Below are 12,733 nucleotides of genomic sequence, written 5' to 3' on the forward strand. Positions count from 1 at the left end.
TGTCGAACACTCTGACGCCGAGTGTCCATTGGGATAGACCTGCGATCAGGCCGGCAGGACCGCTTCGATGGCCGCGATGACCTCGGGCGCGTCCGGCTCGGTGCGGGGACGGAACCGGTTCGTCACCGTGCCACCCGGGGCGAGCAAAAACTTCTCGAAGTTCCACTGGATGTCCCCGGCCTCGCCATCGGCGTCGGCGGCCTGCGTCAGCTCGGCATACAGCGGGTGACGGTCGGCGCCGTTGACGTCCGTCTTGGCGAGCAGGGGGAACGTCACGCCGTACGTGGTCGAGCAGAAGGTCTGGATCTCCTCGGCGCTGCCCGGCTCCTGGCCCATGAACTGGTTGCACGGCACACCGACGACGGTGAGCCCGCGTGCGGCGTAATCCTGGGCGAGCTTCTCCAGGGCGCTGTACTGCGGTGTCAGCCCGCACTTTGAGGCCACGTTGACGACCAACGCTGCGCCGGTTGCCAACTCGGCCAACGTCGTCGGTTCGCCGTCGAGGGTGGTCAGGGGAATGTCGTTGAGGCTCATCGCAATGAGGTTAGCGGACGCTACTCCGCCCCTTAACCGTCGAACAGGATCGCGGCCAGACTCTCCACTTTGGCGATCGGGTCTCCCCCGGTGTCGATCGCATCGTTGAGCCACAACATCGAAAATCCGTGTACCAGGGACCATGCGGCGAGTGCGGCGCTTTCCGGGTCGGCTGCGGCCTTGGGGTCGGCCAGGGTGCCGACGCCGCGGCTCAACTCCGCACCCGCGGCCGACGCGGCCGCAACCAGTTCGGGGTCGGTGTCGTCGTAGAGCGACTTGTCGAACATCACCTCGTAGTGGCCGGGGTGGTCGAGGGCGAACCGCACGTAGGCCTTGGCGGCGTCGATGAATTGCGGCCTGGCCCCCGTCAGCGCCGCCGCCAGCAACTGAAACCCTTCGGTGGCCAGGGCGGTGAACAGCCCGCGCCGGTCCGTGAAGTGGTGCGCCGGGGCCGCGTGGGAGACCCCGGCGGCTCGCGCGAGCTCGCGCAGCGAGATGCCGTCGGCGCCGCGTTCGGCCACCAGGGCGGCGGCCTGCGCGAGGATCGCGGCCTTGAGGTCGCCGTGGTGATAGCCCATGTGGTCCATCCTAATCCCGCATCTTGACAGCGGCTAGATCAGGCGTAGCGTGTCGATCTAGGCACTGACAAGATGGGAGCCTGCGATGGCCGTCTTTCTCACCCTGATCCTCGGCAGCGTGGCAGCCCGGGTGATCGGACTGGCAGGCGTGCACTACCTCGACAGTTGGCCTGAGGCCATCGCCGTGGGACTGGCCGCGATGTTCGTCATGACCGGCGTCGCACACTTCGTCAATCCGTTGCGGCGCGACATGATCGCCATCGTGCCGCCCGCTCTCCCGGCGCCGGGCATCCTGGTGACGGTCACCGGCGTACTGGAGTTGGCCGGCGCCATCGGCCTGCTCTACCCGCCCACCCGCACAGCGGCGGCAGTCTGCCTGTTCCTGCTCATGCTGGCCATGTTCCCGGCCAACGTCCACGCGGCCCGCATGCCCGACCCGCCGAAGTCGATGACCTCGCGGTTAGGTGTTCGGACCGCCGAAGAGGCTGTCTACCTGGCCGCGGCCGTAGTTGTCGCCATCGGCGGCGGCTAGCAGCCAGGCGTACTGGAACGCGGCTTCCTTCCACCGCTCGTAGCGTCCGGACAGTCCGCCGTGGCCGGCCACCATCTCGGTCTTGAGCAGCACGGGATGACCATCAGTCTTCGTATGCCGTAGTGCGGCAACCCATTTGGCCGGCTCGACGTAGTACACCCGGGTGTCGTTGAGTGAGGTCATCGCCAGGATGGCCGGATAGTCCTGTGCCGCCACGTTCTCGTAGGGCGTGTAGGACTTCATGTACCGGTACACCTCGGGGTCCTCCAACGGATTTCCCCACTCGTCCCACTCGGTCACGGTCAGCGGCAACGACGGGTCCAGGATCGTCGTCAGTGCATCGACGAACGGCACCTGGGCCAGAATTCCGGCGAACAACTCCGGGGCCATGTTGGCCACCGCGCCCATCAACAAGCCGCCGGCACTGCCGCCGAGTGCCACCAGATTCTGCGGTCGGGTCACGTCGGTGTCGATGAGATGGCTTGCCGCCGCGATGAAATCGGTGAAGGTGTTGGTCTTCTCCAACAGCTTGCCGTGCTCGTACCACGGCCGGCCCAACTCGCCGCCGCCGCGCACATGGGCGATCACGAACACCATGCCGCGGTCCAGCAGCGACAGCCGGGCGATCGAGAACCGCGGATCCTCACACGACTCGTACGCCCCGTAACCGTAGAGCAACGCCGGCGCCGGGAACTGCAACCCGGCCCGGTGAATAATCGAGATGGGAACCCGGGCACCGTCGGACGCCGTCGCCCAATCCCGGCGCTCCACATAGTCTTCCGGCCGGTAACCGCCCAGCACCGGCTGCTCCCGTAGCAGCGTGCGCTCGCCGGTGGCCAGGTCCAGGTCGTAGATCCGCGCCGGCGTTATGAACGACGTCGCACCGATCCGCAACTTCGGGGTGGACCAGTTCGGATTGCCACCCATCCCTGCGGCGGTCAGCTCGGAGTCGAAGGTCAGCTCCTCGCGCGTGCCGTAGCCGTCGGCGGTCAGCGGCCACAGCGCCATCTTCGGCAATGCGTCACTGCGGTAACTGATGACCAGGAAACCGTCGAACGCATCGACGCCGTCCAGGCGGACATCGGACCGGTGTTCGATCAGGGGGCACACGTCGCTGGGATCGCTGACCGGGGCTTCCACCAACATGAAGTTCTCGGCGCCGTCGTTGTGCAGGATGAGGAACCGGTCCTCGCCCCCGACCACGGCGTGCTCGACGGAATACTCCACCAGGTCGCGCCGCTCCCACACCGTGGTGAGCTCGGCGGTCGGGTCAGTAGCATCGACATAGCGGACCTCGGTGGTGACCGCGCTGCCCGACGCGACGAAGAGGTATTTGTCGCTGCGGCTGCGACCGATCGCGACCCAGAACCGTTCGTCCGGTTCGTGATACACCTTCTCGGCAGGCAGGCCCGACGCCAGCCGGTGCCGCCACACGGTGTCGGGTCGCCAGGCGTCGTCCACCGTGGTGTAGTACAGGGTGCGACTGTCGGCCGCCCAGGTACCACCGGCGCCGATCCCGGCGATCGTGTCGTCATAGAGCTCACCGGTGCGTAAGTCCTTGAACTTCAAGGTGTATCGCTCGTCACCCAGGACGTCCACCGAGTAGGCCAGGATATTGCCGTCGAGACTTACGGTGGCTGCGCCGAGCGAGAAGTACTCGTGACCGTCGGCCTCGACATTCTCGTCCAGCAGGATCTGTTCGCCCGGAATCTCGGCACCCTCGTCGAGCTGGGGCGGCGTCCAGTCGTCGGGATCGCCGATCGGGCACCGGCAATGCACCGCGTACTGCTTGCCCTCGAAGCTGCGCGCGTAGTACCACCAGCCGTTCCGGCGCATCGGCACCGAGAGGTCGGTTTCCTTGGTGCGGGCCTTGATCTCGTCGAAGATCTTCTGCCGCAACGGCTCCAGATGCCCGGTGGCGTCCTCGGTATAGGCGTTCTCCGCCTCCAGGTGCGCGATCACCTCGGGGTTGTCCTTGTCGCGCAACCATTCGTAGGGGTCGATGAACACATCACCGTGGTGCTCGCGGCGGTGGTTGCCGCGCTTGGCGACCGGAGGCTGCACGGACGGGGTCATGCGCCGATCCAATCCTCGAACCGCAGGCCCGAAATCCGTTCGTACGCCTCGATGTACCGGTCCCGGGTGGCTGCGACGATCTCTTCGGGCAGCGGTGGCGGCGAGGTGTCGCCGTGCCGGTCCCAGCCTGAGTCCGGCCCGGTCAGCCAGTTGCGGACGAACTGCTTGTCGAAGCTGTCCTGAACCACACCCTGCTGATAGGTCTCGGCGCGCCAGTACCGGGACGAATCCGGCGTGAACACCTCGTCGGCCAGCACCACGTTGCCGTTCCCGTCGACGCCGAACTCGAACTTGGTGTCGGCGATGATGATGCCCTTCGTCAACGCATGGTCGGCACCTTGCAGGTAGGTCTGCAGGGTGCGTTCCTTCAGCTGGTCGGCCAGCACCGGCCCCACCAGTTCGATCACCTGCGCGAACGCGATGTTCTCGTCATGGTCACCGATGTCGGCTTTCGTAGCCGGGGTGAACAGCGGCTCGTCGAATCTGCTCGCCTCTCCCAGCCCGGGCGGCAGCGGGATACCGCACACCGATCCCGACGCCTGGTAGTCGATCAGCCCCGAACCGGTCAGGTAGCCGCGGGCCACACATTCCACCGGCAGCATCTTCAGTTGCTTCACCACCAGCGCGCGCCCCAGTACCTCGGCGGGGATGCGCTCGTCGTCCGGCGGCCCGGCGAGATGATTGGGCGCGCTGATCAGGTCGAAGAAGAACACGCTCATCGCCGTCAGGATCCGGCCCTTGTCCGGGATCTGCGAATCGAGGACATAGTCGTAGGCCGAGATGCGGTCGGACGCCACGAACAGCAGGTGCTCGTCGTCGATGCGGTACAACTCACGGACCTTGCCGCTTGCCAGGTGCTGGTAGTCGGACAGAGCAGGACGCATTGGGTCAGCCTATGTGTTGGGATCGGTCTCATGAGATCGCGGTACCTGCCCTATGCCAGCAGACCTGGCCGCTTGTTGGCCCAGTTGTTCAGCGACGTGGCCGTCATCACGTGGATCGCGGTGTGGATATTGGTCGGGATGGCCGTGCATTCGGCGGTGGCGACCATCGCTGAGGTCGGCAGGCAGGTCGAGAGCGGCGCCAACGGGGTTGCCGACAACCTGGGATCGGCCGGCGACAGCACCGACCACGTTCCGCTGATCGGCGACACACTGAGCAAGCCGTTGCGCGCCGCCAGCGAGGCCGCCCTCGACATCGCCGGCGCCGGCCACAACCTGGACAGCACCGCGAGCTGGCTGGCCTGGGTGTTGGCCTTGGCAGTGGCCGCCGCTCCGATCCTGTTCGTCGCCATGCCGTGGCTGTTCCTGCGGGTGCGGTTCTTCCGGCGCAAGTGGACCGCGATCACCCTGGCCTCGACGAGCGCCGGCGAACAACTGCTCGCGCTGCGGGCCCTGGCCAACCGGCCGCTGGCCAAGCTGACCGCGGTGTCGGACGACCCTGTCGGCGCGTGGCGCAGTCAAGATCAGCGGGCCATTCGCGGCCTCGCCGCCTTGGAACTGCGTTCCGCCGGCATGCGCCTGCGCCGTATCGAGTGATTTCGTCAAAAAGTTTGACGAAGTTCCGTGCGACATGTCGCGCCGAGAGACGACCACCACCGGCCAGACTCCCGGCCCATAGTCCTCACCAGAACCGTCAAAAAGTTTGACGATCGCCCCAGCGAGGCTATCCGGTGCCGCTCAAGCGCCGCAGCCAGCTTCCGAACGGGTGCCGCACGGTGACAGAACCCATCCGCACGCGGCCGCGCACGACGAGGTGCAGCTGGTCCGACGGCGGGCTGGTGCGCACTTTGACGGTGGCGCTGCCGGCGATGGCGTTGACGCCGTTGAGGTCGGCGGTGGCCGACGCCGGCACGATGAGCTCTGTCGAGCTGCAGTAATCGTCGAGGACGATGTCCACGATCGGGCCGTTCAGGACGGCCGACGTGAAGTCCAGGGTGGTGCTGCACAGCCGCGTGGTCATGTGCAGGGCGGGCGGCACCGTCCACTGTCCACGCCGCACAACCGAGGACATCCAGCCGCGCAGCTCCTCGGGTGCCGCGGCCGGGGTCGGTACGGCCGGCCGCCCCAACGGCAGGTCGACCAAAACTGCATTCAGCTCGCCACGGGTCCGGGCGGCCAGGGCGGCGTCGTAGCGCTCGCTGAACTCGTCGAGCGTGATCATGCCTTCGGCTACCGCGCGTTCGAGCAGTTGTCCCACCTTCGCGCGCTCGGCGTCTGAGACTCGGAGGTGGTCATTCTGGCCTGAGTCCATGCCCCGAGGTTAGGCGAACGACGCGCCCGACCACCACGACAACCACCGCCAGCCAGGCCACGAATGCGATCCAGAAGAACACCTGCGATACGACAGCCAGTGCATTCCAACCGGTTTCGAGGGCCAGGCCGAATGCGGCCACCGAGTACATGCCCAACGGGAACACCGCGGGCCAGTCGAGCATCTGGCGCCGGCTCGTGATCGCCAGGGGCACGATCTGCACGGTGGCAACAACAAAAGTCGCGATGGTGAGGACGCGCACCGCATCGGCAATCGGGCCGGGTGGCAGCGCACCGTAGATGTGCTCACCGGCCAGCGTTGCGATTGCCAGGCCACCCATGAGGATCCAGTGATCGGATGGCACATTGCGCCGAACCTCGGGCTCACCGAGTGCCCGCCACGCGATGAGCAGAGTCATCACGCCGTACAGGCACAGGGCGACACCCCAGAAGATGAACCCCCAGAACACGATTCCCTCAGCGACGAAGATGAGTGACAGCCCGGACGTCCCAACGCTGGCCAGCTCCCAGGTGCCACGGGCACGATCCCGCAGGCCGGTCGGCCCCAGCCGCCGCATCTGCACCAGCAGCATCGGGATCAGCGCCAGCCAGCCGGCAAGACCCATCGCTCCCAGGATCCACAGCGCGGGCCCGTACTCGGCGAACCGGGCAGCCACCACCGCGCACGCCGCCACATACGTGAACAAACCGACCACAGTGTCGATGCTCTGCAGATCGAGGGACGGCCAACGGAGGACGGCGAGGTACATCAGTACCGGCAGCCCGAGCGCCGCGAGCACCGCCAGCGGCCAACTGATGACGCCATAGCCGTGCTGCCCCGCGGAGATCGACACGATGCCGGTCGCCATGACGGCGGCGAACGACTCGGGTTTCACGCCCCGAGCTCCACCACCAGATGTCGGATACCGGTATGACGGTTGCTGCGGGTCCATTCGACGGGCTTCACCAGACGGGCCGCCGAGAACCGCTGAAGGAGCTCCTCGAAAACCACCCGCAACTCCAGCCGGGCCAGATTGGCGCCAAGGCAGTAGTGGATGCCGTAGCCGAAACCCAAGTGCGGATTGGGTTTACGGGTGATGTCGAAAACGTCCGGTTGCGCGAACACCAGTGAATCCCGGTTCGCCGACCCTTCCCACACCTGCACCTTCTGTCCTGGCTCGATGTCGCAGCCGCCGAGCGTCACCGCCCGGGTTGCGGTGCGGCGCTTCGACGGTGACGGCGAGGACCAGCGCACCATTTCTTCGATTGCCGTCGGCAGTTCACCCAGATCCTCACGCAACAACGCCATCTGCGAAGGGTTTTCGATCAGCGCCAGCAGCCCACCGGCCACCGAGTTGCGGGTGGTCTCGGCACCTGCACTGAACAGCAGGGAGAAGAACAGGTAGAGCTCAAGGTCGGACAGAGAAGCATCCGTCGCATTCGCGACCACCGACAGCATGTCGTCGGTGGGCTCGGCCCGCTTCGCCGCGATCAACTCAGAGCCGTAGGTGTACATCCGCGATCCGGCCTCTTCGGCCGACATCTGCGGCATGGCCGCCGAACGGGAACCGCCGAAGTCGAATTGGGGCTCGATCGCGTGGAACAGCCAATGCCGCTCGGATTCAGGCACTCCCAGCAGGATGCAGATCATCTGCATCGGCAGCTCGGCGGCCACGTCGACCAGGAAGTCGAACGGATCACCCGGGGAGATCCCGTCGAGCAGCCGGCGGGTCCGCGCCCTCAGGTCGTCTTCGACCCGCCTGATCATCCGCGGGGTCAGCCCGGAGCTGACCAGTCGCCGGATCTCGGCATGCCGCGGGTCGTCCATCATGTTGAGCACCTGGCCCGCGATGGCCAGGTCTTGCAGCAGCGTGCCGCCGTAGGGCCGGGAGCCGCCGGTCACCGAGGAATAGGTCTCGGCGTCCCGTAGGACCGCAAGGGTTTCGGCGTGGGTGGCCACCGACCAGAAGCCCTCGCCGTCCGGGGTGTGCTCGGTCGGCTCGTGCCAGTACACCGGCGCTTCGCGGCGGTGCGCGGCGAACAACTCGTGCGGAAAACCGGCAGCGAAGTTGTCCAGGTCGGTGAGGTCGGCCGCCAACGTCACAAGATGGCGCCCGAGGTGTACTTGGCGGCCTCCGGGTAGCGGCTGACCAGTTCGTCGACGGCCGCGACAACCCCGTCGACCTGGGCGCCGGCGGCGCCGGTGAAGGCCTGCTTGTCGGCCAGCGCGGCCTCCAGGGCGGCCCGGTCCAGCGGCAGCCGCGGGTCGGCGGCCAGGCGGTCGAGCAGGTCGGGTTCACGCCCCTGCTCGCGCATCGCCAACGCGACGGCGACAGCGTGTTCCTTGATCACCTCATGCGCGGTCTCGCGGCCGACCCCGGCCCGCACCGCGGCGATCAGGATGCGGGTGGTGGCCAGGAACGGCAGGTAGCGGTCCAGCTCACGCTGGATCACCGCCGGGTAGGCGCCGAACTCGTCGAGCACGGTCAGGAACGTCTCGGTCTGCCCGTCGACGGCGAAGAACGCGTCCGGCAGCGCAACACGGCGCACCACCGAGCAGAACACGTCGCCCTCGTTCCACTGGGCACCGGCCAACTCGGCGGCCATCGAGCCATACCCGCGTAGCACCACCTGCAGGCCGTTGACCCGCTCACACGACCGGGTGTTCATCTTGTGCGGCATCGCCGACGACCCGACCTGACCTGGTGCGAAGCCCTCGGTGACCAGTTCGTGGCCGGCCATCAGCCGGATGGTGTGCGCCATCGAGGACGGCCCGGCACCCACCTGTACCAGCGCCGAGAGCACGTCGTGATCCAGCGAGCGCGGGTAGACCTGCCCGACGCTGGTGAAAACGTCTGTGAATCCGAGGAATTGGGCGACCCGCCGCTCCAACTCGGCCAGTTTCTCGGTGTCCCCGTCAAATAGGTCGAGCATGTCCTGGGCCGTGCCCATCGGGCCCTTGATACCGCGCAGCGGGTACCGGTCGATCAGCTCGCGCAGCCGGGTCAACGCCAGCAGGGTTTCTTCGGCCGCCGAGGCGAACCGCTTGCCCAACGTGGTGGCCTGGGCCGCCACGTTGTGCGACCGGCCCGCCATGACCACGTCGCGGTAGACGACGGAGCGCTCGGCCAGTCGGGCGACGACGGCGACGCCGTGGGCGAACACCAGCTCCAGGGAGCGGCGGATCTGCAGCTGCTCGACGTTCTCGGTGAGGTCGCGGCTGGTCATGCCCTTGTGCACATGCTCGTGGCCGGCCAGCGCGTTGAACTCCTCGATGCGCGCCTTGACGTCGTGGCGGGTGACCCGCTCGCGGGCCGCGATCGAGGCCAGGTCGACGTTCTCCAGAACCCGCTCGTAGTCGTCGACCACCCCGTCGGGCACCGGGACACCCAGCTCGGCCTGGGCCCGCAGCACGGCGAGCCAGAGTCGGCGTTCGGCGACGATCTTGGCCTCCGGCGACCAGATCGCGACCATTTCGTCGCTGGCGTAGCGGTTGGCCAGAACATTCGGGATCGTCACGAACACACAGCTTACGGCCCGGGCCGGACCACCAATGAGACAGTGGACGGATGTACTTCGTCGGGCTCGACCTCGCGTGGGGCGAGAAGAATCAGACGGGGGTCGCTGTCATCGACTCCAGTGGCCGGGTCCTTCACGTCGGGGTGGCACAGGACGACGACGACATAGGCGCGGCGATCGAGCCCTATGTCAGCGGTGACTGCCTGGTTGCGATCGATGCGCCGCTCATCGTCAACAACCCGACGGGCCACCGTCCGTGCGAGCGGGATCTCAACCGGGATTTCCAGCGGTTCGACGCCGGGGCGCGCCCCGCATTCACCGAGCGACCCGAGTTCAAGCATCCGCGCGGCGCGCGTATCGCGACGGCCCTTGGCCTCGACATGGATCCGTCGTCGCAGTCGAATCGGCGCGCCATCGAGGTGTATCCACATCCGGCGAGCGTGGTGCTGTTCGGACTCGACAAGACCTTGAAGTACAAGCGCGGCGCCTTCGGCGACCGGCAGCGGGAGCTGCTCAAGTTGATGACGTACATCGAGGAACTCGACACGGCGACGCCGAGGCTGCGGGCCAATCGCAATGTCAACTGGGTGGAGCTGCGGCGGCGGATCGAGGCGGCCACCCGGCCGGGCCAGCTCGACCGGGACGAGGATCCCGTCGATGCGATGCTCTGTGCCTACATCGCGCTGTACTGGTATGACCGGCCGGAGGATGTGACGATCTACGGCGACTTCGCCTCGGGGTACATCGTCACCCCGTCTCTGCCTGCTGATCGGCTCCCCCGGCCGCGGCCGGCCCCGGTACGCGAGACCGCCCCGTCGACGGCGGTGGCCGAGTACGCCTCGCGGCGCCCGGACCTGGTGGCGGCCACCGAGCAGTACCTCAAGCTGGTCACCGGCCTACTCGACGAGGCGGGCATCAACTACCTGAGCATCACGGCCCGCACCAAGAGCATCGATTCGTTCGCCGCGAAAGCCAACCGCCGCGCCGGCGACGGCACTCCGTTGTACAGCGATCCGTTGGTGGAGATCACCGATCAGGTGGGTCTGCGTGTCATCACCTATCTGCGTGAGGATGTCGACGCGGTGGCCAATCTGCTGGCCGAGGAGATGCGGCTGCTCGACGACCAGGACATGGGCCTGCAGACCGCCCGGCAGGGCCGGTGGGGGTATGCGAGCCGGCATCTGCTGTTCGGGGTCGAGGGCGAACAGTATCCGGCATCCATCCAGGTCCGTACCGTCCTGCAGCATGCGTGGGCCGAGTTCGAACACGATGTGCGGTACAAGGGTTCGATACCGGCCGAGCACGTGAGTGAGCTGGACCGTCGGTTCACGTTGGCCGCCGGGCTTCTGGAACTCGCCGACCGTGAGTTCACCGAGATCCGGGAACGCCTGCGGCTGACCATGTCCGAAGACGAGGAGGCCGAGTCTCCGGGGTTTTCCAGGGATTCCCGTATCCCCACCCCGGTGCTCGCCACCTATCTGGGCAACCGCTTCGCGGACGCCGGTTGGTCGCGAACCGACCACTACGCCTGGATCTCGGGGCTGCTGCTCGAGCTGGGTATCACCACGTTGGAAGCGCTGACCGGTCTTCTGGATTCGGTGGACACCGACGAGATCAACCGGCTCATGGACTACCGGTATCCGCCCGGCGCGGTGCGTCGCCTCGACGACGCGTTGTTGGCGGTGTTCGACGACCGCTACATCGGGCTGGACGGTAATGCCCACCGGGTCGCGTTGCTGCAGAACCGAATTGCGAAGCTGCGCACCGACTCCTAGGGCGCGTCGGCCAGATGGGTCGGATCGGTGATGCCGGGCCCGGTGATACCCAGTTGGCGGTTGATCAACTTGGTGATCAAGAACAGCACCACGCCGGTGGCGACCAAGGCCAGCGCCAGCACGTACTGCACGGCCGGCCGCCCCGACGTCGGCAGTACCAGGTACAACGACGCGATGAAACCGATGACGGGCAGCACCGTCGGTGTCTTGAAATGCCCGCCCTCTCTCTTCACATCGCGGCGCAGCACCAGGACCGCGACATTGACCACCGAGAAGACCGCGAGTAGCAGCAACGAGGTGGTCCCGCCGAGAATCGCGACGGTGTCGCCGCTCGCGAACGCCGACACATAGAAGATCAGGCCGAACGCGATGAGCGTGGTGAAAACGATTGCCACCCACGGCGTATGACGCTTCGGGTGCACCGCGCCGAGCATCGGCGGCAGGACGTGCTGACGGGCCATGCCGTAGATCAGCCGGCTGGCCATCAGCATGTTGATCAATGCGGTGTTCGAGACGGCGAACATCGAGATAACAGGCAGGATGTTCGAGAACGGGAGTCCCGGCGCGGCGGCTTCCATAACCTTCACCAGCGGTGACGAGTCCGACTCGGCGAGCGTTCCGACCGGCACCAACGCGACCGCGATGACAGCCACGACGACGTAGACGAGCCCGGCGATACCCAACCCGGTCAGCAAGACCTTCGGGAAGATTCGCACCGGATCCTTCGTCTCCTCGGCCATGTTGACCGAGTCCTCGAATCCGACCATCGCGAAGAAGGCCAGTGACGTCGCGGCGGTGACCGCGATGAACGCGTTCTTCTCCCCCGAGGTATCGAATGCGACGACGCGGGAGAAGTCGACGTCCACGCCGCTGACAATCGCCCAGAGCCCCACCCCGATCACGAGCACCAGGCCGGTGATCTCGATGAACGTCAGGACCACGTTGAGCTTGACGCTCTCACTGACGCCGCGCAGGTTGACTGCGGCGATCAGAGCCATGAACAACAGCGCAAGGAGGATGACTCCGATCACCTTCAGGTGAGCGACGTTATCGGTATAGAACTGCCCGAAGTTGACCTCTATCGCGTCGAAGAAACTGATCGCAAAGAAGCGCGAAGCCGTTGAGGCCGAGGTGATTCCGGAACACATCACGATGAACGCCACCAGGAACGTCACAAAGTGGATGCCAAAGGCCTTGTGCGCGTACAGCGCTGCACCGGCGGCCTGCGGATACTTGGTGACCAGCTCGAGGTAGCTGAACGCGGTGATGGTGGCGATCAGGAACGCCGCCAGGAAGGGAAGCCAAGCTGCGCCGCCGACCTCCTTGGCGACCTGACCGGTGAGCGCGTACACACCGGTGCCGAGGATGTCACCGACGACGAACAGCAGTAGCAGGCCGGGTCCCATCACCCGCTTGAGCTGTGGCTGCGCCGCGGTTGCGGGTTGCGACATTCCCCCTCCTTCACCG

The 12,733-nt window shown here is 66.4% G+C and carries 12 protein-coding genes; 3 read left to right on the forward strand and 9 right to left on the reverse strand.

Features of this window, described 5'->3' with window-relative positions; translation table 11 throughout:
* Nucleotides 1-45: 45 nt before the first annotated feature.
* Together AC4ELS_RS05740 and AC4ELS_RS05745 are read right to left on the reverse strand one after the other, a co-directional pair.
* A complete protein-coding gene (locus AC4ELS_RS05740; protein ID WP_448447521.1) occupies nucleotides 46-534 on the reverse strand; it encodes a glutathione peroxidase in 489 nt (162 codons plus the stop codon).
* Nucleotides 535-566: 32 nt separating this feature from the next.
* Complete coding sequence (locus AC4ELS_RS05745) at nucleotides 567-1,112, reverse strand: TetR/AcrR family transcriptional regulator (RefSeq protein ID WP_064884933.1); 546 nt, start codon at nucleotides 1,110-1,112, stop codon at nucleotides 567-569.
* Nucleotides 1,113-1,197: 85 nt separating this feature from the next.
* Between AC4ELS_RS05745 and AC4ELS_RS05750 the strand changes: the two genes are divergently transcribed.
* Nucleotides 1,198-1,644 carry a DoxX family protein gene (locus AC4ELS_RS05750; RefSeq protein ID WP_448447524.1) on the forward strand — a complete coding sequence of 149 codons (447 nt, stop codon included), beginning with the start codon at nucleotides 1,198-1,200 and terminating at the stop codon, nucleotides 1,642-1,644.
* Here AC4ELS_RS05750 and AC4ELS_RS05755 read toward each other — a convergent pair.
* Nucleotides 1,573-3,720 (reverse strand): S9 family peptidase, encoded by a 2,148-nt coding sequence (locus tag AC4ELS_RS05755; protein WP_498888607.1) that lies wholly within the window; start codon nucleotides 3,718-3,720, stop codon nucleotides 1,573-1,575. The two genes, AC4ELS_RS05750 and AC4ELS_RS05755, sit on opposite strands and share 72 nt — an antisense overlap.
* The gene (locus AC4ELS_RS05760) at nucleotides 3,717-4,604 is read right to left on the reverse strand and encodes a phosphoribosylaminoimidazolesuccinocarboxamide synthase (RefSeq protein WP_498888605.1); all 888 of its coding nucleotides are present in this window, start codon (nucleotides 4,602-4,604) and stop codon (nucleotides 3,717-3,719) included. The genes AC4ELS_RS05755 and AC4ELS_RS05760 overlap by 4 nt, the downstream gene beginning before the upstream one ends.
* 30 nt (nucleotides 4,605-4,634) lie before the next feature.
* Between AC4ELS_RS05760 and AC4ELS_RS05765 the strand changes: the two genes are divergently transcribed.
* Entirely contained in the window at nucleotides 4,635-5,258 is a 624-nt protein-coding gene (locus AC4ELS_RS05765) for a hypothetical protein (protein ID WP_064884722.1), read from the forward strand.
* Nucleotides 5,259-5,385: 127 nt separating this feature from the next.
* On the opposite strand, the gene AC4ELS_RS05770 is transcribed toward AC4ELS_RS05765, so the two are convergent.
* The 4 genes from AC4ELS_RS05770 to purB are packed head-to-tail and all read right to left on the reverse strand — an operon-like array spanning nucleotide 5,386 to nucleotide 9,491.
* Entirely contained in the window at nucleotides 5,386-5,973 is a 588-nt protein-coding gene (locus AC4ELS_RS05770) for a DUF1707 SHOCT-like domain-containing protein (protein ID WP_064884720.1), read from the reverse strand.
* A complete protein-coding gene (locus tag AC4ELS_RS05775) occupies nucleotides 5,954-6,868 on the reverse strand; it encodes a tellurite resistance/C4-dicarboxylate transporter family protein (protein WP_499046307.1) in 915 nt (304 codons plus the stop codon). The genes AC4ELS_RS05770 and AC4ELS_RS05775 overlap by 20 nt, the downstream gene beginning before the upstream one ends.
* Complete coding sequence (locus tag AC4ELS_RS05780; RefSeq protein WP_499046310.1) at nucleotides 6,865-8,076, reverse strand: cytochrome P450; 1,212 nt, start codon at nucleotides 8,074-8,076, stop codon at nucleotides 6,865-6,867. The genes AC4ELS_RS05775 and AC4ELS_RS05780 overlap by 4 nt, the downstream gene beginning before the upstream one ends.
* Nucleotides 8,073-9,491 carry an adenylosuccinate lyase gene (purB, locus tag AC4ELS_RS05785; RefSeq protein WP_064959105.1) on the reverse strand — a complete coding sequence of 473 codons (1,419 nt, stop codon included), beginning with the start codon at nucleotides 9,489-9,491 and terminating at the stop codon, nucleotides 8,073-8,075. The genes AC4ELS_RS05780 and purB overlap by 4 nt, the downstream gene beginning before the upstream one ends.
* Before the next feature lie 50 nt (nucleotides 9,492-9,541).
* On the opposite strand from purB, the gene relZ reads away from it, so the two are divergent.
* Nucleotides 9,542-11,266 carry a bifunctional ribonuclease/(p)ppGpp synthase gene (relZ, locus tag AC4ELS_RS05790; protein ID WP_064884717.1) on the forward strand — a complete coding sequence of 575 codons (1,725 nt, stop codon included), beginning with the start codon at nucleotides 9,542-9,544 and terminating at the stop codon, nucleotides 11,264-11,266.
* Here relZ and AC4ELS_RS05795 read toward each other — a convergent pair.
* Nucleotides 11,263-12,717 (reverse strand): APC family permease, encoded by a 1,455-nt coding sequence (locus AC4ELS_RS05795; RefSeq protein ID WP_064884715.1) that lies wholly within the window; start codon nucleotides 12,715-12,717, stop codon nucleotides 11,263-11,265. The two genes, relZ and AC4ELS_RS05795, sit on opposite strands and share 4 nt — an antisense overlap.
* Nucleotides 12,718-12,733: the final 16 nt, after the last annotated feature.

The sequence above is a fragment of the Mycobacterium shunyiense genome (genome assembly GCF_058270035.1).

Coding starts and splice junctions, on each gene's coding strand:
- AC4ELS_RS05795 (WP_064884715.1), bottom strand. CDS start 12,717: ATGTCGCAACCCGCAACCGCGGCGCAGCCACAGCTCAAGCGGGTGATG.
- relZ (WP_064884717.1), top strand. CDS start 9,542: ATGTACTTCGTCGGGCTCGACCTCGCGTGGGGCGAGAAGAATCAGACG.
- AC4ELS_RS05765 (WP_064884722.1), top strand. CDS start 4,635: ATGAGATCGCGGTACCTGCCCTATGCCAGCAGACCTGGCCGCTTGTTG.
- AC4ELS_RS05760 (WP_498888605.1), bottom strand. CDS start 4,604: ATGCGTCCTGCTCTGTCCGACTACCAGCACCTGGCAAGCGGCAAGGTC.
- AC4ELS_RS05770 (WP_064884720.1), bottom strand. CDS start 5,973: ATGGACTCAGGCCAGAATGACCACCTCCGAGTCTCAGACGCCGAGCGC.
- AC4ELS_RS05755 (WP_498888607.1), bottom strand. CDS start 3,720: ATGACCCCGTCCGTGCAGCCTCCGGTCGCCAAGCGCGGCAACCACCGC.
- AC4ELS_RS05740 (WP_448447521.1), bottom strand. CDS start 534: ATGAGCCTCAACGACATTCCCCTGACCACCCTCGACGGCGAACCGACG.
- AC4ELS_RS05750 (WP_448447524.1), top strand. CDS start 1,198: ATGGCCGTCTTTCTCACCCTGATCCTCGGCAGCGTGGCAGCCCGGGTG.
- AC4ELS_RS05745 (WP_064884933.1), bottom strand. CDS start 1,112: ATGGGCTATCACCACGGCGACCTCAAGGCCGCGATCCTCGCGCAGGCC.